Origin of the sequence: Lactiplantibacillus xiangfangensis (genome assembly GCF_001438845.1) — a bacterium.
In the GTDB taxonomy this organism is placed as follows: domain Bacteria; phylum Bacillota; class Bacilli; order Lactobacillales; family Lactobacillaceae; genus Lactiplantibacillus; species Lactiplantibacillus xiangfangensis.
Genome location: NZ_JQCL01000006.1, coordinates 37022 through 57154, shown reverse-complemented (window position 1 = coordinate 57154; position 20133 = coordinate 37022). Strand labels below are relative to the sequence as shown.

The 20133-nt window shown below is 47.2% G+C and carries 15 protein-coding genes; 13 read left to right on the top strand and 2 right to left on the bottom strand.

Going from position 1 to position 20133, the window contains the following annotated elements; genetic code table 11:
* Nucleotides 1–501 precede the first annotated feature (501 nt).
* The gene (locus IV64_RS00510) at nucleotides 502–1479 is read right to left on the bottom strand and encodes a polyprenyl synthetase family protein (protein WP_057705206.1); all 978 of its coding nucleotides are present in this window, start codon (nucleotides 1477–1479) and stop codon (nucleotides 502–504) included.
* Between the two features lie 142 nt (nucleotides 1480–1621).
* Here IV64_RS00510 and IV64_RS00505 point away from each other — a divergent pair, with 142 nt between their 5' ends.
* The gene (locus IV64_RS00505; protein WP_057705205.1) at nucleotides 1622–2536 is read left to right on the top strand and encodes a prenyltransferase; all 915 of its coding nucleotides are present in this window, start codon (nucleotides 1622–1624) and stop codon (nucleotides 2534–2536) included.
* A gap of 516 nt (nucleotides 2537–3052) precedes the next feature.
* Here the strand turns inward: IV64_RS00505 and IV64_RS00500 are convergent.
* Nucleotides 3053–4030 (bottom strand): Gfo/Idh/MocA family protein, encoded by a 978-nt coding sequence (locus tag IV64_RS00500; RefSeq protein WP_057705204.1) that lies wholly within the window; start codon nucleotides 4028–4030, stop codon nucleotides 3053–3055.
* Between the two features lie 152 nt (nucleotides 4031–4182).
* Between IV64_RS00500 and IV64_RS00495 the strand changes: the two genes are divergently transcribed.
* The 12 genes from IV64_RS00495 (at nucleotide 4183) to rlmD (ending at nucleotide 19531) form a co-directional block, all read left to right on the top strand.
* Nucleotides 4183–4830, top strand: coding sequence for a glycoside hydrolase family 73 protein (locus IV64_RS00495; RefSeq protein ID WP_057705203.1), 648 nt, complete (start codon nucleotides 4183–4185; stop codon nucleotides 4828–4830).
* A gap of 44 nt (nucleotides 4831–4874) precedes the next feature.
* Complete coding sequence (locus tag IV64_RS00490) at nucleotides 4875–5459, top strand: xanthine phosphoribosyltransferase (protein WP_057705202.1); 585 nt, start codon at nucleotides 4875–4877, stop codon at nucleotides 5457–5459.
* Nucleotides 5460–5480: 21 nt separating this feature from the next.
* Entirely contained in the window at nucleotides 5481–6026 is a 546-nt protein-coding gene (locus IV64_RS00485; RefSeq protein WP_057705201.1) for a DUF2179 domain-containing protein, read from the top strand.
* Between the two features lie 257 nt (nucleotides 6027–6283).
* Complete coding sequence (locus tag IV64_RS00480) at nucleotides 6284–7456, top strand: 5-(carboxyamino)imidazole ribonucleotide synthase (protein WP_057705207.1); 1173 nt, start codon at nucleotides 6284–6286, stop codon at nucleotides 7454–7456.
* Between the two features lie 635 nt (nucleotides 7457–8091).
* On the top strand, nucleotides 8092–10359 hold the full coding sequence (gene pcrA / locus IV64_RS00475; RefSeq protein ID WP_057705200.1) for a DNA helicase PcrA: 2268 nt from the start codon (nucleotides 8092–8094) through the stop codon (nucleotides 10357–10359).
* A 20-nt stretch (nucleotides 10360–10379) separates the two neighbouring features.
* On the top strand, nucleotides 10380–12422 hold the full coding sequence (ligA, locus tag IV64_RS00470; protein WP_057705199.1) for an NAD-dependent DNA ligase LigA: 2043 nt from the start codon (nucleotides 10380–10382) through the stop codon (nucleotides 12420–12422).
* Nucleotides 12419–13594: a CamS family sex pheromone protein gene (locus IV64_RS00465; protein ID WP_057705198.1), complete on the top strand. Its 1176-nt coding sequence runs from the start codon at nucleotides 12419–12421 to the stop codon at nucleotides 13592–13594. Before ligA ends, IV64_RS00465 begins: the two co-directional genes overlap by 4 nt.
* Nucleotides 13595–13625: 31 nt before the next feature.
* The gene (gene gatC / locus IV64_RS00460) at nucleotides 13626–13955 is read left to right on the top strand and encodes an Asp-tRNA(Asn)/Glu-tRNA(Gln) amidotransferase subunit GatC (protein ID WP_057705197.1); all 330 of its coding nucleotides are present in this window, start codon (nucleotides 13626–13628) and stop codon (nucleotides 13953–13955) included.
* Entirely contained in the window at nucleotides 13955–15418 is a 1464-nt protein-coding gene (gatA, locus tag IV64_RS00455) for an Asp-tRNA(Asn)/Glu-tRNA(Gln) amidotransferase subunit GatA (RefSeq protein WP_057705196.1), read from the top strand. The genes gatC and gatA overlap by 1 nt, the downstream gene beginning before the upstream one ends.
* On the top strand, nucleotides 15418–16842 hold the full coding sequence (gene gatB / locus IV64_RS00450; protein ID WP_057705195.1) for an Asp-tRNA(Asn)/Glu-tRNA(Gln) amidotransferase subunit GatB: 1425 nt from the start codon (nucleotides 15418–15420) through the stop codon (nucleotides 16840–16842). Before gatA ends, gatB begins: the two co-directional genes overlap by 1 nt.
* 160 nt (nucleotides 16843–17002) lie before the next feature.
* A complete protein-coding gene (locus IV64_RS00445; protein WP_057705194.1) occupies nucleotides 17003–18019 on the top strand; it encodes a diacylglycerol kinase in 1017 nt (338 codons plus the stop codon).
* 141 nt (nucleotides 18020–18160) lie between these two features.
* Nucleotides 18161–19531, top strand: a complete 1371-nt coding sequence (rlmD, locus tag IV64_RS00440; protein ID WP_057705193.1) for a 23S rRNA (uracil(1939)-C(5))-methyltransferase RlmD — start codon at nucleotides 18161–18163, stop codon at nucleotides 19529–19531.
* The last annotated feature ends 602 nt before the right edge of the window (nucleotides 19532–20133 follow it).

Below are 20133 nucleotides of genomic sequence, written 5' to 3'. Positions count from 1 at the left end.
AAATGAACTGGTTTCCTCATAAAGTTCCTCATCAACAGCCGTTGACAAAGAGCCATATTTATTAGCCATTTATTATTTAGTCCGGTCACCGCTGATAGCATGCGGTCGTGGGACCGGTTCAAGCCTGAGGAGCGGTCTTGACCCTCGTCCGGGATAGCTGCAAAAAACGCAACTATCCCGGCCTGTCCGTGGTGTAGGGCCGATAAACCGCCGTCCCAACGCCACCATCACGACCGATGCTATCAGCGGTGACCTCCGAATAATTAATAAATTTAGATCATTGAATAACAAGAAAATTGAGTTTAGTGCAGTCAGTCAGAGCTGGCGTGCAGTGTCGGCAACGTTGGCCGGTGGTTTTAGCCGGCTAACGTTGCGGGGCGATTCAAAGACGTGGGTTATCGGCTTTGAATTGAGGCCGCAGACCGTCCTTTGGCTGGGGCCGCCCCCCACAGCACACCAGCTCTGACTGACGGAGCGGTTTCGTTAAGAAATAGTATCACATCAGTGGTTGCGCACCAGTAACTGGGTCACTAATCGGCGCAAGGTCTGCTGCGTATCGCCGGTTGGCAACTGGTCAATCAGGTCCAGCGCGGTTTGCGTGTACTGGGTCGCGAGCATCTGGGCTTTAGTGACACCGCCAGAGACGATGACTTGGTCACGAATTAAGCGCAACTGCTCGTTGCTGATTGACTCACCGGGAGCCGGTAGTTGGTCAGCAATTGATGGTTGAAGCTTGAGTGCGTAAATTAAGGGGAGCGAGTAGACGCCGTCACGTAAATCAGCTAAAACTGGTTTTTGCGTTAAGTGTTCATCACCGGCGTAATCTAACACGTCGTCTAACATTTGGTAGGCTAACCCCATTGTTTCACCAATCTTTTTAGCAAGGCGTTCGACTTTCAAAGGTGCTGCGGCTAAATGGGCCCCTTGTTCACAGCTCAGGCTGAATAGGCGGGCCGTTTTGCCCCGCGCAACGGTGAGATAGTCTGTAACCGTTGTTTGTGGGTCAAAGTTATGCGCCATTTGATCCAGTTCGCCTTGAAGAATTGCGCGCATCGCAGCGGTGTTAACGCGGACGTCTTCGGCACGCTTGGCGGCAATTAATACCTGGTCAAAGTAGCAGGTAAACAGGAGATCCCCGGCGTAGATGGCATTACGTTGTCCGTAATCTTTATGAATGGTGGTCACGTTGCGGCGTTCGGGTGCTTGGTCGATGACGTCATCATGGATTAGCGTTGCGACGTGCAACATTTCCATGGCAGCGGCCCCGGCTTGAAGCCGAACAGGATCCTGGTCAGTTCCAAACTGACTAAATAAGTAAAAAAATCCGGGGCGCAAAAATTTCCCACCAGCGGCTAAGAGTGCGTGGACCCGGTCATTAATAGGGCCGTTGTCGATCTGCACGTGTTTTGCTAGGTAGGGTTTAAGCGCCGCCAATTGGGATTCTACGGCACTATTAGGTTGCCAAATGGTTTGCATCATACTTAAAACTTCCTCCGTTAATCTTAGAAATGGCTCGAAGTCGCTAAGACGCCAACACTTGCAGCCAGTCACATTCTAAAATACAATTTAATTCAAAGGTACAAATAACTATTAAGGTTGTCAATCAAAAGGAGGCGTTTTTTTGAAACCGAAAGTTTTTCTCGAATTTGTCGAGATCAAATCACTAATCGCCAGTGTTTTACCGTTCGTTTTAGGAACGCTATACGCGGTGTACAACTACCATCAGGTGCACCTCGGTTATTTAATCCTGTTCTTCATTGCCTCGTCGTTATTTCACATGGCGACTAATGCCAATGATAATTACCAGGACTTTTTACACGCCCCGCGCAACGCTGATAACCAAGAATTTTTGGAAGCAACTAACGTGGTTGGGGTTAACCAAATTTCCATTCGTCAGGCGCGAGCCATTACCTTTGGATTGGGTGGACTTTCGTTGATTCTGGGGCTGTGGCTGGTCACGCGGACTGGGCTACCGCTTTTATGGATGGGCCTCTATTCCTACGCGGTGGGTTACTTTTACGCCGGGGGACCCAAGCCGATTTCGTCCGGGCCGTTCGGGGAGTTCTTCTCAGGATTCACGATGGGCTTTATGATTTTTTGGATTGCTGTCTTTATTAATACCTATGACAAAGTCGCGATAACGGGGACCAGTACGTTAGAAGTCTTAATTGCATCTGGAATAGCTATTTTTGCGATTTCTAACATCATGCTGGCCAACAATATTTGTGATATGGATGAAGACATTGCGTTAGGCCGCCACACCATTCTATATTATCTGGGTAAACCGGTAATGTTACAAGTCTTCGCGTGGAGTTATATTGTGGGATATGTCTGCTTAATGGTTGCCGTATGGATGGGCGTCTTACCAAAACTCAGCTTACTAACGTTACTCAGCGTGGTTCCCGTCTTAAAAAACACGCAGTTATTCCTCAAAAAACAGGTCAAGACGGAGACATTTATATTAGCCATTAAAAATGCGACCATTATTTGCTTGTCATTCGTCGTCTTTATGGGACTCGGGCTCATTTTTAACTAGTCGCTTCGCCAGTCAGAATCCGTGTGCTGTGGGGGAACGGTGATTCCTAGCTGGCTTCGATAAATATCGGTTTTTAATTAGAATAACTAATTTCTACCTGATAGTCTTCAGGCAAGAAAACATCCCAATCCAGCTGAATTTCAACTAGGTTGGGGTGTTTTAGCTTAACAACTAAGGTTAAAAGGTAACTTGGAAATTAAGTGCTGTTGGATTAATACAAATCATGGTTTTGAAGTTATTCTGATTGAATTTGATTACTAGACAGTAGCAACAAATAGTAAAGTTATTTTAGCGGAGTCAGACAGCGTTGCGTGCTGTGTCGGCAAGATTGGCGGGTGGTTTTTGCGCCAATCTTGCGGGGCGATTCAAAGACGTGGGTTGTCGGCTCTGAATCGAAGTTGCAGACCGCACTGTGGCTGCAACCGTCCCCCAGAGCACGCAACGCTGTCTGACGGAGCGGCTATTTAGACTTTTCAATCTTTAGATAACAACTTCTTTTACGATTATTCGATCAAATTAGTTATTTTCAAATGGGTAACGGTAATCCCACTGGGCGCGTGCGGCGGTCATGACATCCATGACGTCGGTAGTCTTGGCTAACCCAGTATTGTGAAGCTCGCCGGCAATCATTTTCTGCATGTCGGCAATTTCATAATTCATGGCGTTAGTCGAGTCGCCCGCTTTGATGATTTCACTGTGACCGGTGTTGTCGGTAAACGTGGCTTCGTCGGCACGGGGATAAGTGTCGATCGTGAAATAGCCGTTTTCGTAAGCGACGATGCCACGCTTTGGCATTTTCGCCCGGAAAGTCAACGCAACCGTGGCGAGTTCGTCGTTAGCGTTACGTAACGTGATCGTTTCGGATTCATCGACGCCGCTACTGAAGCGGTGCATGGTCGTTCCTGTAATGTAGGGCTTGGCCGTTAAGAATTCTTCTACGAAAGCGAGGGCGTAGACACCGATGTCGAGTAAGGCACCGCCGGCCAAATCTGGATTGAAGAAGCGGTTAGTCGGATCCGGTTCCTTAAAGCTCCCAAAACTGGCTTGGACCATCTTGAGGTTGCCTAGGTGCCGTTCAGCCGCAAATTCGTGTAGTTTTTCGTACAGCGGCATGTGGTAGAGGGTCATGGCTTCCGCTAAAATCAGGTGGTTGCTAGCGGCGACTTCCTTAGCGATGTTTAGCTGGTCACTGGACATGGTGATGGCTTTTTCACTGAAGACGTGTTTACCTGCTCTCAGCGCTGGTAAAATGGTGTCGATGTGGTAGTTATGGGGCGTTGCCACGTAAACGATGTCCACCTTGTCGTCTTTTAATAAATCGTCGAGGTTCCCATACGCCTTGGGGATTTGGTGATCCTTGGCGAACGCGTCCGCTTTGGCTTGTGAGCGTGAGCAGACTGCGTAGATCTCGCCGTCGGGTTGGTCAAAATATTTCACGAAACTGTGGGCAATGTTGCCTAAACCAACAATGGCCCACCGGTAAGTTTTTGCCATAAAAAAATTCCTCCTAAGAATCATTTGAGAACACTTACATTTTAGCAAAAAAGTAAGGCGTTATGGGACGCATTCCGTTTAATTTTCGAATGAAAATCGGTAAAATAGAGTATGATCCACTAGTGGTCCATTTACATAGAAGGGGGCAAGCCATGGCAACCAAACGCAGACGTCCGCGACGGCGTTCAAAAAAACGGCGGAGTCCATTTGTGAAGAACGGACGCATTCAATGGCTGAACCTATTGCTCGTCTTGGGCGCCGTTGTGCTTCTCAGTGGGATTGCCAAACGCAGCTTTGACGCGCAACCGCCGACCCCGACACCAGTGGCGGTCACGACCCATAGCGGTTTTATCCAAAAGTTAGCACCGCCTGCCCAAGTTATCCAGAAACGGTATCACGTGTTGGCTAGTATCAGCTTGAGCCAAGCCATCCTCGAATCTGATTGGGGACGTAGCACGAATGCCACTGAAAACAATAACTTGTTTGGCGTCAAAGCTTACGCAACTCAGGCGGGCCGGTTGATGACGACGCAGGAGTATTATGACGGGGCGTATCACACCGTTAAACGGCGGTTTGCCGTTTACGATAGCTGGCACGATTCCCTCGTGGCTCACGCAAAGAAGCTCGCTAACGGGACGCCCTGGGATGCGCAGCACTATTCAGCGGTCATTCACGCTAAGGACTATCAAACGGCCGCTAAGGCGCTACAAACGGCCGGATACGCCACGGATCCCAGTTACGCACAAAAAATAATTAATATTATTCAAAAATACGACTTACAAAGGTATGATAGAGAGTAATAGTTGAATTAGACGTACTTGTTATTATTAGGAGGTTACTTTGCATGCGAGAACTTGAAGAACGCATTTTAAAGGATGGCCGGGTCTTACCTGGCGAAGTGTTGAAGGTTGACAACTTTTTGAATCATCAGGTCGATCCTGATTTGATGTTCAGTATCGGGACTGAGTTTGCCCACTTGTTTCGCGATGCCGGTGTGACCAAGATTCTTACGGTTGAATCATCTGGGATTGCGCCCGCAGTGATGACCGGGTTAGCACTCCACGTTCCAGTTGTTTTTGCCCGCAAACACAAGTCTGTGACGCTAATTGACGACTTGTTTACCGCAGAAGTTTATTCATATACGAAGAAAACGTCTAACCATATTTCAATTGCCAAGAAGTTTTTAGACGCTGGTGATAAGGTATTACTAATTGATGACTTTTTAGCGAACGGTCAAGCCGTTCAAGGGCTCTTTGAAATTTGTGACCAAGCTAAAGCTGACGTCATGGGCGTTGGAATCGTCATTGAAAAGGTCTTCCAGACGGGACATCAATTGGTCAAAGACCGGGGCGTTCGTTTAGAATCATTGGCCCAGATCACATCGTTCGATGATGATCGGGTACACTTTGCATCGGAGCAAACGGACTAGATCAAGAAAGCGGGGGTAACCATGCGGATTGATATTGGAATGTTAGGCCTCATATTTGTGATTAACTTTGTTTACATTACGTTAAATACGTTGCGATTTTTACTTGTCATGCGCGGGTATCGGTATTTCGCAGCTTTTACCAGTGTGATTGAGATCACAATTTACGTTTTAGGACTGTCACTGGTTTTAAATCGGCTCGATAATCCAATCAACTTGGTGGTTTACGCCCTCGGATATGGTGTCGGAGTCTACGTCGGCATGGTGATTGAAGATAAGTTGGCACTTGGGTATACCATGATTTCGGTTATCTTACCTGATCCGAAATCCACGTTACCGGGAGTGTTACGCGAAAATGGTTTTGGGGTCACCCAGCATATCGCTTACGGCCTAGAAGGTGAACGGCTCCAACTCGACATCTTAGCGCCACGTAAGAATGAACGGCGGTTATATGGTTTGATTAAGGAACAAGAGCCCAGTGCGTTCGTCATTGCCTACGAGCCACGCTATATTTCTGGGGGCTTTTGGGTCAAGCGGGTCCGTCATCGAAATGCCCGGCGAAAAATGTAGGCTAGGGCTTGCATGCATTCCGTGCACCAAGTATTATTAACTAACGGAACCAGCGTGGGCTAAAGTGTCACTAAACTTAGTAACTGTTTGCGGGTTGCAATTAGTGAATTAGGCTCATGATAAAAATTAGAAATTTTTGAAATTAAAAAACGGCTGGGTGTTTGCCCGGTCATGGCACATGGTATCAAAATCGAGTGTTAAACGGGTTTTAGCACTCGGTGGTAATCGTTAAATGGATTAAGAAAGTAGGGACTGAAGTGGACAACTCGATTTTAAACCCAGGTGGTACGCTAGGCATCATTGGGAGTAGTACTAATGGTGTTGGTTTGGTGATTGCCGCGCGCAATGCTGGTATTAATGTCGGCGTGTACGGGGACAATGAAAATACCGAGACCATGGAATTGGCAGACTTTCGCGTTGTCGGAGCGCGCAATGATCAGCAACAATTACAAAATTTTGCTGAACGTTGTGACATTGTGACTTACGAGTCTGAAAGCGTCGATGCGTCGGTCATCAACTTTTTATCAGCGCATACCCGGGTCCCTCAAGGTGGCGACGCGCTGGAAATTATGCAGGACCGTTCACTTGAACGCGCCTTCTTTAGTCAGTTGAATTTAAACGTGGCGCCGTCCGCAACGATCGTTAGTTTGGATGACGTGTATCAAGCTATTGGTTCAATTGGGTACCCTAGTATTTTGAAACCAATTCAAAAGGGACTTGGTCAAAATCGCCAGTTAGTGATTAAAACGCAGTCGGACATCGTGAAGGCCGCGGACCTCTTAGATTGGGGAACGTACCTGTTGGAATCATTGATTCCTTATGATAAGGAACTCTCCGTCTTTGTCGCCAAGAGTGCAACGAGTACGGAATTTTTCCCAAGTGTGGAAAATCGGTACCGTGACCACGAACTCTTGGCCACGATCGTTCCCGCCCAAATTGATCAGGCCGTCAACGATGAAATGATGCGAATCACAAAAGAAATTAGTGATAACCTCAGCTACACGGGGATCTTTGAAGTTGCCTTCTTCCTGACTAAGAGCGGTAACCTCTACGTTAAACGGATCGTACCCGCAATGCACCAGGCGGGGTACGTCTTTGAACGTGCGACGAACATCAGCATGGCTGAACAACATTTGCGGGCCATTGCGGGCTTGCCTTTGATGCCGGTCAAGCAACTCATGCCGGTCGTTGCGGTCTACTTCACACCTGCTCAGGAAAGTGGTATTCGGACCCAGTGGCAACTTAAGACGAACTGGTTCTTTAACTTTTACCACCGGACTTTATTGCAAGCTGACAAGACGCCGGTTGCGGGCCACGTACTAGTGGAAGCGCCCAGTGTCAAGGAAGCCTTAGAACAAATCGATGATACGAACATCTGGAACTTTAACGCACCCAGTGCGGAAAATTCGGATGAAAAACCAACTGAATAAAAAATTGTCGTCAGTAGCGTACTGACGGCTTTTTTATTACTGACTGATATAAGTTAGCTACTTGTAATTTATTCCGGTTGTCACTGATGACATGCAGTCGTGGGACCGAGGCTAGCCTGAGGAGCGGTCTAGCCTCTCGCCCGGAACGATTGCAAAATTCACAATTGTCCCGGGCCGTCCGCGGTGTAAGGGTGACAAAAAACGTCGCCCCAACGCCGCCGTCACGACTGATGTCATCAGTGCCAGCCTCTGATTATCCAACAATAATAGCGCTAGTAATGTTATTTTCAGCGGAGGCGGATAGGATTGGTGTGCTGTGTCGGGAAGATTGGCGGGTGGTCTTTACACCAATCTTGCGGGGCAATTCAAAGACGTGGGTTATCGGCTTTGAATTGAGGTTCCAGACCGTCCTGTGGCTGGGACCGTCCCCCATAGCACCCAATTCTACCCGACGGAGCGGCAACTTAATAGTTAATGGCTAGTAATGGGGCCAATTTGATTAACCGAACAAATACGAACACGGTTTCAAAAATAAGTGGGATTAATGTGCGTGATAGCGCCTTAAAAACCAGCAATCACGCCGAAAATTTGCTATAATATTTGTTGACTGATTTTTAGAAAGGGTGGCGAACAGCGTGTCGAAAGAAAGCCTATTGGCAGGAATGAATGACAAGCAACAGGAAGCCGTTTTAGACACTGAAGGACCGCTACTAATTATGGCCGGTGCCGGCTCGGGGAAGACCCGAGTTCTGACACACCGGGTAGCATATTTAATTGAAGAACAAGGGGTCAATCCCTGGAACGTCTTAGCGATTACGTTTACCAACAAGGCCGCACGCGAAATGCGTGAACGGGTCGGTAAACTACTGGGAGAATCTGCACGAGATGTGTGGGTTTCAACGTTCCATGCGCTCTGTGTCCGGATTTTACGTCGTGATATTGAGCAAATTGGGTATAACCGGGCATTTACGATTGCCGGGACGAGTGAACAACGGACGCTGGTCAAACGAATTTTAACGGAACAAAATATTGATTCGAAAAAATTTGATCCCAGGTCGATTTTGTCAGCAATCTCAAACGCTAAAAACGATTTGCAGACGCCGGAGATGTATAAAGAATCGGCAGCTAGTCCGTTTGAAAGCGTCGTGGCTGACGTCTATTTACAATACCAACGAGAATTAGCTGCGGACCAGGCCGTCGATTTTGATGACTTGATCATGCTGACGATTCAGTTGTTCAAACAACACAAAGAAACGTTGGAATGGTATCAAAATAAGTTCCATTACATCCACGTTGATGAATATCAAGATACGAATAACGCGCAGTACACGCTGGTCAACATGTTGGCTGACAAGTACAAGAACTTGTGTGTTGTTGGGGATGCTGACCAATCCATTTACGGTTGGCGGGGTGCCAACATGGAAAATATCTTAGACTTTGAAAAAGATTATCCACAGGCTGACACGGTGATGCTGGAACAAAATTACCGGTCAACGAAAAATATCTTGACCGCCGCTAACCAAGTGATCAACAACAACACGACGCGCCGTCCGAAGAAATTATGGACGGAAAACACGACGGGTGATTTGATCTCGTATTATCGTGGGCAGAGTGAAAGTGACGAAACCCACTTTGTCATTTCTAAGATTCAAGAAAACATGCAGGAAAAGAAGTTCAATTACGGTGATTTTGCCATTTTGTACCGGACCAACGCGCAATCCCGTGTGATGGAAGAGTCGTTGGTTAAGGCCAACATTCCTTACACCATGGTCGGTGGGAACAAGTTCTACGATCGTAAAGAAATTCGGGATATTTTAGCCTATCTGACCTTAGTTGTTAATGACCAGGATTCAATGAACTTTGAACGGGTCGTCAACGAACCTAAGCGTGGAATCGGACAAACTAGTGTCGAAAAATTACGGCTATTTGCGGACGAAGCCGGCTACTCAATGTTAGAAGCCGCTAGCAACGTGGACATGGCAAACGGGATTTCGACCCGCGCTAAGGGCTCACTTACAAAATTTGCGACGACGATGAACGAGTTACGCGCGATGCGTGAATACTTGTCAGTGACTGATTTAACGAACGAAGTTTTGGACCGCACCGGCTACATGAAAGCCTTAAAGGACCAAGCTGCTTCCAAGTCGTTAGAAGCCCAAACGCGGATTGAAAACATCGAAGAATTCTTATCCGTAACAAAACAATTTGATGATAGCTATCAACCAGAAGAAGAAGACAGCGATAAATTCGTGGACTTCTTAGCTGACTTAGCCTTGGTTTCCGACGTGGATAACGTTGAAGAAGAACCTCAGGCGGTCACGTTGATGACGTTACATGCCGCTAAGGGGCTGGAATTTCCAGTCGTTTTCATGATTGGGATGGAAGACGGAATTTTCCCACTATCACGTTCTATGATGGACGAAGACGAGTTGGAAGAAGAACGGCGTCTGGCTTACGTGGGAATCACGCGGGCTGAAAAGAAGCTCTACTTAACGAACGCCTATTCACGGATGCTCTATGGTCGGCGGCAAAATAACCCGGCTTCACGGTTTATTGAAGAAATTGATCAGAGCTTGATTAAAAATGAAAATACGTTGGATGGTAGCAGTAGTACCGGACCGGCCGTCCCATTTGGTGACAGTCGCGAACGGCGGGCCTTTACGCCAACGTACAAAAAGAACCCAGTCGGGACTCGACCAACGGCTAAAAAGGCTGCTGGAACCGGTGCGGATAAGAATAGTTGGCGCATTGGCGACAAGGTCAAGCACCGCAAGTGGGGTACTGGCACGGTCGTTAAAGTGACTGGTGCTGGTGAAGATGCCGAACTAGACATTGCCTTCAAGTCAGAAGGAATTAAACGATTATTAGCGGCGTTTGCACCGATTGAAAAAGTTAAAGATTAAGTACTAGGAGGGCAAGGCTGATGGCAGAACAACCAATCACTGCAATGGATGTATCCACGGCGGAAACTGAAGCAGCGGGTTTACGGGTCCAATTGAACCAGTGGCGCAAAGATTATTACGATAACGATGCGCCCAACGTAGAAGACGACATTTATGACCGGAATTACGCGCGGTTAGTTGCGTTAGAACAAGCCTTTCCACAGTTGATTACACCGGATTCACCGACGCAGTTAGTTGGTGGAACGGTCAAAGCCGGCTTTACAAAGGTGCAGCATGAAATTCCAATGTTGTCCTTGGGGGATGTCTTTTCCCAAGCCGAACTGCAAGAGTTTAATGATCGGCTCGTCCAAAACGTTGGGGAACCGGTTGATTACAACTGTGAGTTGAAGATCGACGGGTTAGCCTTATCTTTACGGTACGAAAACGGTGTGCTGGTTCAAGGCTCGACGCGGGGAAACGGAACGGTCGGCGAAGATATCACTAAAAATATCATGACGATCGAGTCCATTCCGCATCAGCTGACTAAACCGCTGACGATCGACGTTCGGGGTGAGTGTTACATGCCTAAAGCGGCGTTTGCCGCGTTAAATGAACGTCGTGAAGCCGCTGGTGAAAGTGTCTTTGCCAACCCGCGTAACGCGGCGGCGGGATCACTGCGCCAGTTAGATACCAAGGTGACGGCTGAACGTCAACTCAGCACGTTTATGTATAACATCGCTGACTATGAGCCCATCACGGCCCGTACTCAGAGTGATATGCTGACCGAATTTGCCGACCTTGGCTTTACGATCAACCCGGCGTTTAAGGTTGCGCACTCCATGGACGACGTTTTCCAATACATCGACCATTATCAAAATGAACGGCCAGATTTGGCGTACGGGATTGACGGGATCGTTATTAAGGCCAATCCGTTGCCATTGCAACGGCAATTAGGTGCGACCGTTAAAGTGCCGCGCTGGGCCATTGCCTTTAAGTTTCCGCCGGACGAACAGCCAACGTTGCTCAAGGACGTTGAATGGACGGTTGGCCGGACTGGCGTTGTCACGCCAACTGCCGTGATGGATCCGGTTCAATTGGCTGGTACCACGGTCTCACGGGCGTCATTACACAATCCTGATTACGTGGCCGCTAAGGACGTTCGAATCGGAGATACGGTGCTCCTGCATAAAGCGGGGGACATCATCCCGGAAATTTCGGCGGTCGATTTAAAGCAACGGCCCAAGGATGCCGAACCATTAGCCATCCCGACGAATTGTCCGTCTTGTGGCGCACCGCTAGTCCATTTAGAAGATGAAGTGGCGTTGCGGTGTATCAACCCGAAGTGCCCAGCACAAGTCCAGGAAGGTTTAGTCCACTTTGCGTCGAGAAACGCAATGAACATTGATGGCTTGGGGCCACGGATCATTGCGCAACTTTACCAAAATCACCTTGTGACCGATGTTGCCGGGTTATATCGTTTAACAAAGGATCAGTTACTCACTTTAGATAAAATAAAAGATAAATCTGCAGAAAATCTCTTGACAGCGATTGACCGTAGTCGCAATAATTCACTTGAACGTTTATTGTTCGGCCTCGGTATCCGACACGTGGGTGCGAAAGTCGCCCGCTTGATTGCGCAGCATTTTGTGACCATCGAAGCCTTGATGGCCGCGGGACAAGCAGAAATCGCCGCGATTGATTCAATGGGCGATATCATTGCAAACGCGGTCGTTCAGTATTTTGAGAGCGACGATGTGCATACACTGATTGCGGAATTACAAGCTGTGAATGTAAACACAACGTATCAAGGTCCGAGTGCCACGGTTGCCGAAGACAGTGACAGTTGGTTTGCCAACAAGCGGGTCGTGTTAACTGGTAAGCTGCAAAGCTTTACTAGGGGCGACGCGACTGCTTGGCTACAAGCTCACGGTGCAACGGTGACGGGGAGCGTTTCAAAGAAGACGGACTTAGTCATTGCCGGGACGGACGCGGGAAGTAAGTTGCAAAAAGCGCAACAGCTTGACGTGCCCGTCTGGGATGAAGCTAGGTTCGACGAGACAATGAGGGAGGATCAGCAAGCGTGAATGTAAAACGCATACGCACGATCGGTTTGGTGGCAGTTGTTGCCATCGCACTAGCCGCCTGCGGTAATTTAAAGAACTCATCTTTTGGGTCAAATAGCAACAATACAACGACGACGGGTTCGAAAACGACCACGACGACGGGCTCGACCGGCAGTGACTTTTATCAAGGGGTCATTAAAAATGGGCAGTACCGGACGAGTAAGTCACGGGGCGTTAACGTGTCGCAAAATGATAACGTGATGAACCTGAAGAGTTTTGAAATGGGCTTATTGGACGTTTCAAAGAAACAATTCCCAACGAATAAATACGTCTTCCAAGAAGGACAATATATTAGTTCGTCAACGGTTGAAAATTGGCTAGGTCGTTATTCTAAGAATAATAAGGATGGTCTAAACCCTAAAAATAACGGTAAAAAGGATCCCAACACGCGGAACCCAATCTACCTACAACAACTTGAAGAACAAGATTACATGATTCAAAACGGAAGCAAACTGAGTCTCGGTGGGGTCACTATCGGACTAGGGATGAATTCCGTGGACTACTACACCAAGGTTCAATACGGCGCAACTTACGAAACCAACATTTCGACGACTGAACTCACGACTAAGGGGAAGCAGTACGCCAACACTGTGTTGCAACGCTTACGGCATAAGTCAGCATTGAAAGACGTGCCAATCGTCTTAGCGCTTTACAAGCAATCGTCAAATGATAGTCTAGTAGGTGGGAACATGATTGCCTACGGGGTTTCTAAGAGTGGCTCAACGTCAGTTGCCAAATGGAAATCCTTGAACTGGAATAATTACGTCTTCCCAGCAACTTCGGAATCGAAGAATGCGGGTGCGAATAACAACGATGAATCTGATTTCAGTTCATTCAAGTCGCACGTTCAGAACTTCTTCCCGAACTTGTCAGGTGTAACGGCTAACGCGCACTACAAAGACAAGTCTTTGAGTAAGCTCAGCGTTAACATCACGACGAAGTTCTATAGTGAGACCGAAATTATCAGCTTTACGCAGTACCTGGCAACGGCGGCCAAACGCTACTTACCATCGGGCGTTCCAGTTGAGATTACGGTTAAGAGTGCCAATGGCGATGTCCAAAGCTTCTTGGCTCGAACCGCTTCGGGGAGTTCCTATTACACCCACGTATTTAGTGATCAAGGGAATAACTAATTAAGTAAGATCTGAGAAAGAAGGAAATTTGATGGCTGAAGAACGTATTAATGCCGACCAAGTTCAACACGTTGCGGGGTTAGCCAAGCTTGAATTTACCCCCAATGAACTTGAGACTTTTACGGGTCAACTTGAAAAAATTATTGGAATGTTTGAAGAATTAAGCAAAGTTGATACGACGGACGTTCCCGCAACGATGCGGTTGAGCGATGACACGTTACGTGAAGCAACGTTACGTGAAGATAAAGCCGTAAAGAGTGACGACCAACTTCGCCGCGCGTTGCTAAACAACGCACCAGAAACGGCCAACGGCTTAATTAAGGTGCCAACAATTATTGATGAAAGTGGGGACGGCGAATAATGAATTATTTCGACCAAGATTTGACCAGCTTACATGCTGATTTAGTCGCAAAAAAAATCAGTGCGGTAGCGCTCGCTAAAGCCACTTTTGAAAACTTACGGGAAATTGACCCAAAACTTGGGGCCTTCTTGAACTTAAACGAAGAAGCTGCTTTAAAGCGGGCTGCTGAAATTGATGCTAAGGGGATCAACCCTGATAACATCATGGCCGGAATTCCGGTTGCAGTTAAAGATAACATTGTGACCAAGGGCTTAACGACGACCGCAGCATCTAAAATGCTAGAACACTTTGTCCCAGTTTACGACGCAACGGTTGTTGAAAAGATGGCCGCAAACGACGCTGTCATCATTGGTAAGAACAACATGGATGAATTTGCCATGGGTGGTTCAACGGAAAACTCCGCGTTTAAAGTTACACGGAACCCTTGGGATGTTAGTCGCGTTCCTGGTGGCTCATCCGGTGGTTCAGCTGTTGCGGTGGCTTCTGGCCAAGTCCCGGTTGCCTTTGGTTCCGATACCGGTGGCTCAATTCGCCAACCTTCTTCTTTCAACGGGGTTGTCGGGATGAAGCCAACGTACGGTCGGGTTTCACGTTGGGGCTTAATTGCCTTTGCGTCATCACTAGACCAAATCGGTCCAATGACGCGGACGGTGAAGGATAACGCCGCTGCTTTGAACATGATCGCGGGTTACGACCAGCACGATGGCACGTCTTCTAAGCGCGAAGTTCCTGATTTTACGGCCGGATTAGACGGTAATATCAAGGGTATGAAGATTGGGTTGCCTAAAGAATACATGGACGAAGGGATTGATCCTAAAGTCCGTGAAGTAATCAACAACGCCGTTAAGAAGTTTGAAGAATTAGGCGCAACGGTGGAGGAAGTTTCCTTACCAAATAGCCGTTACGGTGTTTCTGCTTACTACATCATTGCTAGTTCAGAAGCGTCATCAAACTTACAACGGTTTGACGGGATTCGTTATGGCTTCCGCGCAGACGACGTTAAGAACTTGGAAGACGTCTATGTTCGTAGCCGTTCTGAAGGTTTTGGCGACGAAGTTAAGCGTCGAATCATGCTGGGGACGTTCTCGTTGTCCGCGGGTTACTACGACGCTTACTTCCACAAGGCTGGCCAAGTCCGGACAATGATCATTAACGATTTCAATAAGGTCTTTGAAGACTATGACATGATTATGGGACCAGTTGCCCCAACGCCAGCTTTCAAAATTGGCGATGAAATCTCCGATCCAATTACGATGTACATGAACGATGTCTTGACGATTCCAGTTAACTTAGCTGGGTTACCAGGGATGTCGGTTCCAGCGGGCTTTGCGGATGGTCTACCAGTCGGCTTACAATTGATTGGGAAGGCGTTTGACGAAAGTACGCTCTATAAAGCAGGTTACGCTTTTGAACAAGCCACTGACGTTCATAAGCAAACCCCTAAAGTCGGAGGTGCTAACTAATGAATTTTGTAACTACGATTGGTCTGGAAGTCCACGTTGAATTAAAGACGAATTCCAAAATTTTTAGTCCGTCACCCGTGCAGTTTGGTTCCGAACCAAACGCCAACACGAACGTGATCGATTGGGGTTATCCTGGGGTATTACCGACGCCAAATAAGGGTGTTGTTGAAGCCGGCATCAAAGCAGCCACTGCTTTGCACGCGGACATTGAACACCACACTTACTTTGACCGGAAGAACTACTTCTACCCAGATAACCCGAAAGCTTACCAAATTACGCAACATGACAAGCCAATTGCGCACGATGGTTGGATTGAAATTGAAGTTGACGGTAAGAAGAAAAAAATCGGTATCGAAGAAATGCATATTGAAGAAGATGCCGGGAAGAACACCCATGAAAGTGACTATTCCTATGTCGATTTAAACCGGCAAGGCACGCCACTGATTGAAATTGTTTCGAAGCCTGAAATCGCCTCACCAGAAGAAGCTTACGCTTACTGTGAAGCATTGCGGCAACGGATTCAATTTACCGGGGTTTCCGACGTTAAGATGGAAGAAGGTTCCATGCGGGTCGACGTTAACATTTCAATCCGGCCAGCTGGTTCAGACAAGTACGGTGTTAAGACCGAAATGAAGAACTTGAACTCCTTCAACTACGTCCGTAAATCATTGGAATACGAAGAACAACGGCAACAACGGGTCTTAATGTCTGGTGGCCAAGTGCAACAAGAAACGCGTCGTTTTGACGAAACCACTGGGAAGACCATCTTAATGCGGGTCAAGGAAGGTAGCGATGATTACCGTTACTTCCCAGAACCAGATATTCCTGCCTTAAACATTGAAGATGACTGGATCAAGGAAGTTCAAGCAACGATTCCAGAAATGCCAGGCTCACGCCGGGAACGTTACATCAATGAATTTGGGTTGACTCCTTACGATGCGGGCGTTTTGACGCAGACCAAGGAAATGTCCGACTTTTTCGACGCAACGGTTGCACAGGGTGCTGATCCTAAGCTCACTTCCAACTACTTGCAAGGGGACGTTAACGCCTACTTGAACGATAAGAAGGTTGGTTTGTTACAAACTGACTTGACACCAGAACACTTGGCAGGCATGATTAAGATGATTTCTGATGAAACGATTTCAAGCAAAATCGCGAAGAAAGTCTTTAAAGCAATCATGGCTGGTAGCGAACCAGTCAAGTGGGTCAATGACAAGGGCTTGGTTCAATTATCAGACCCCGCTAAGTTACAACCAATCATTGACGGCGTATTAGAAAACAACCAACAATCAATTGATGACTTTAAGAATGGGAAAGACCGGGCAGTCGGTTTCTTGGTCGGTCAGATCATGAAGCAGACGCACGGCCAAGCTAATCCGAAAGTGGTCAACCAGTTGTTGATGACATCATTAAAAGCACGGTAACACCTATCATTGGGTGCACGACACTGACGATTAAGTGAACCGGTCGCATGCGGGCTTTTAGCATGGGGCCGGTTTGGTGCTGAACAGGGTCGTGTTTGTCACAAGCCGCTGAAAATAATCGGCATGGACGGCAAACACTGTGTATTCGGAGGAAAGAAACATGCGTAAACGGGCACGACTTATCTATAACCCAACGTCAGGACGCGAAGCATTAGCGCACGACCTGGTGGAAATTCTTGGCATTTTTGAACAAGCTGGCTATGAGACCAGTGCGTTCGCAACAACAGCGACACCGAACTCGGCAGCTGACGAAGCGCGTCGGTGTGCTAAGGATGGGTTTGAATTGATCATTGCAGCTGGCGGTGATGGGACCATCAATCAAGTTGTCAACGGCTTAGCCGGGTTAAAGCGGCGACCTAAGATGGCCATCATTCCGGCGGGGACGACCAATGACTATGCGCGGGCCTTACGGATTCCCCGTGAAGATCCAGTTGCGGCGGCCAAAGTAGTCTTGAAAAATCAGACGGTCAAAATGGACATCGGCCAAGCCGGTGAACAATATTTTATTAACATTGCGGCCGGTGGTTTGTTGACTGAATTGACTTACGACGTGCCATCACAGTTAAAGTCGATTTTTGGTTACGCGGCGTACTTGGCCAAGGGGGCCGAGTTGTTGCCACGGGTGAAACCCGTTGAAATGGACTTGAAGTATGATGGCGGCCACTTTACGGGCAAAGCGTCGATGTTTTTCCTAGCGCTAACGAATTCAGTGGGTGGCTTTGAAAAATTAGTGCCAGACGCTTCGCTGGATGACGGTAAGTTTACGATGATTATCGTGAAGACCGGGAATTTGGCAAAGATGCTCCACCTGATGACCTTAGTGCTGAATGGTGGAAAGCACATCAATGACCCAAGTATTATTTACGTTAAGACGCATAAAGTGGTGGCCAAGTCGCCTAAGGACCGGTTGATGATCAACATTGACGGGGAATATGGTGGCGACGCACCGATGACGTTTAGAAACTTGAAGCAACATATTGAAATGTTTGCGGATACCGATCGGATTCCAGACGATGCCATTACGGATCCTGAGATTGAAGATGCGGAACGTCATTTTGTGTCGGCGGTCGATCAGTTGCCGAAAACGGACGCTGAAACCGAATCAAAATCTGAATAACTTGCTTAAATTACCGTTTACCTTTAGAATGGGGAACGGTAATTTTTTTAACAAACGGGTGCGGACATAACCGCACTGGATGACAAATTTAACCTAGTGGATAAAAACCATTAGCCAAAAGAAAGAAAAATGAGGGAACCAATGAAAACTAATTTACCCGTACACAATGGTGAAGAACTCGATGTCACCATCATTGATTTAACGTATCAAGGCATGGGGGTTGCCAAGGTAGATAACTACCCAATCTTCATCGAAAACGCCTTGCCCGAAGAAAAAATCACGGTCAAAGTCACGAAAACAACCAAGAACTTTGCGTTCGGTGACGTGGTCAAGATCAACCAAGTTAGTCCGCACCGGGTTAACCCCAAGGGACGGGTTTATCGTCAGACTGGGATTGCACCATTACAACATTTAGAATACAGCGAACAATTAAAGTTCAAGCAACACCAAGTCGCTGAATTATTTGCGAAAGTTCACATGGATGACGTGGAAGTTTTGCCAACCATTGGGATGGAAAATCCAACGCAATACCGGAACAAGGCGCAAGTTCCTGTCCGCCAAGTTCAAGGTAAATTGACGACTGGTTTCTACAAGAAGAACAGTCACCAATTGATGCCAATTGAAGACTATTACATTCAAGATCCTGAAATCGACAAGGCCATCGTGGTCATCCGTGATATTTTACGGAAGTATCACGAAGCAGCCTACGATGAATTCCACCATAGCGGGACGATTCGGACAATTATGGTCCGTCGCGGTTACTACAGCCACGAAATGATGGTTGTCATCGTGACACGGACGAAGCATTTACCAATGGCTGACGTGGTCGTACAAGAGATTCAGGCGGCATTACCTGAAGTCGTTAGTGTGATTCAAAACATCAACCAAAAGAAGACTAACGTCATCCTAGGGCCTGATAACAACGTGTTGGCCGGTAAGTCAACCATTGATGATCAATTACTCGGCTTAACGTTTGCCATTTCGGCACAGTCGTTCTACCAAGTGAACCCCCAACAAACGGAAAAGCTTTATCAATTAGCCATTGACCAAGCTGGGCTTACGGGTAACGAAACCGTGATCGATGCCTATTCTGGGATTGGGACGATTTCATTAACGATGGCGCAACACGCTAAGCAAGTTTACGGTGTTGAAATTGTGCCGGCCGCCATTGAAAATGCCAAGCAAAATGCCAACAAAAACGGTATTACGAACGCGAAGTTTGTGCTCGGGAGTGCCGAAGACGTTATGGCTAAATGGGAAGAAGAAGGTATCAAACCGGACGTCGTCGTTGTTGATCCGCCACGTAAAGGTTTAGACGCTGAATTCATCAAGAGTACTGGTGAAATGGCGCCTAAGAAGGTGGTTTACATTAGCTGTAACCCATCGACTTTGGTTCGCGACGTGCAACGGTTTGGCGAATACGGCTACGAAATTAGTGCGCCGGTCCAACCCGTCGACCAATTTCCACAAACCCCACACATTGAATGTGTAACGGTCTTGACGCGTAAGTAATTTAAAACACTAAAAAATCAGCTCAGACTTGTTTTGCAAGTTTGAGCTGATTTTTGGTTTGAATTATCGCTAATGCCGTAATAGTAGCAATTGTTAATCCTAAATTGGTCGCTTCGTCAGGCAGAGTTGGGTGCTGTGGGGGACGGCTTCAGCCATAGTGCGGTCTGAAGTCTCAATTTAAAGCCGATAAACCACGTCTTTAAATTGCCCCGCAAGATTTGCGTAAAACCCGTTCGCTAATCTTGCCGACACAGCACCCAACTCTGCCTGACTTCGCTAGTATTATTGTTACGATTTCAAAATTCAGTGAATCATCAATAATAACTGGATTAGGTCATAAACAACTATTTTTTATTAGCTCGAGTGTTGCTACAACGGTATTCGAATCTAAATTTCAGCTTTTAATCTTTAATTTAAAAACAATATATTATGATTTACGGTTGACGCTGATTATCTGGTGGTAACCGTAAATCAATTTTGAGCGAAGTTGGGTAACCTGTTGTGTTGATACTTAGACCAAAAAATTAAATAGTTAATACCTAGTCCGGCGGAGCGATGAAGAATCCTAATTTTTTATCGTTAACCTTTGATATGCAACGATT

Excerpts from the sequence above, each read along its gene's own strand:
- IV64_RS00510 (WP_057705206.1), bottom strand. The coding sequence starts at position 1,479 with ATGATGCAAACCATTTGGCAACCTAATAGTGCCGTAGAATCCCAATTG.
- IV64_RS00500 (WP_057705204.1), bottom strand. The coding sequence starts at position 4,030 with ATGGCAAAAACTTACCGGTGGGCCATTGTTGGTTTAGGCAACATTGCC.
- IV64_RS00495 (WP_057705203.1), top strand. The coding sequence starts at position 4,183 with ATGGCAACCAAACGCAGACGTCCGCGACGGCGTTCAAAAAAACGGCGG.
- IV64_RS00490 (WP_057705202.1), top strand. The coding sequence starts at position 4,875 with ATGCGAGAACTTGAAGAACGCATTTTAAAGGATGGCCGGGTCTTACCT.
- IV64_RS00485 (WP_057705201.1), top strand. The coding sequence starts at position 5,481 with ATGCGGATTGATATTGGAATGTTAGGCCTCATATTTGTGATTAACTTT.
- ligA (WP_057705199.1), top strand. The coding sequence starts at position 10,380 with ATGGCAGAACAACCAATCACTGCAATGGATGTATCCACGGCGGAAACT.
- gatC (WP_057705197.1), top strand. The coding sequence starts at position 13,626 with ATGGCTGAAGAACGTATTAATGCCGACCAAGTTCAACACGTTGCGGGG.
- gatA (WP_057705196.1), top strand. The coding sequence starts at position 13,955 with ATGAATTATTTCGACCAAGATTTGACCAGCTTACATGCTGATTTAGTC.
- gatB (WP_057705195.1), top strand. The coding sequence starts at position 15,418 with ATGAATTTTGTAACTACGATTGGTCTGGAAGTCCACGTTGAATTAAAG.
- IV64_RS00445 (WP_057705194.1), top strand. The coding sequence starts at position 17,003 with ATGCGTAAACGGGCACGACTTATCTATAACCCAACGTCAGGACGCGAA.
- rlmD (WP_057705193.1), top strand. The coding sequence starts at position 18,161 with ATGAAAACTAATTTACCCGTACACAATGGTGAAGAACTCGATGTCACC.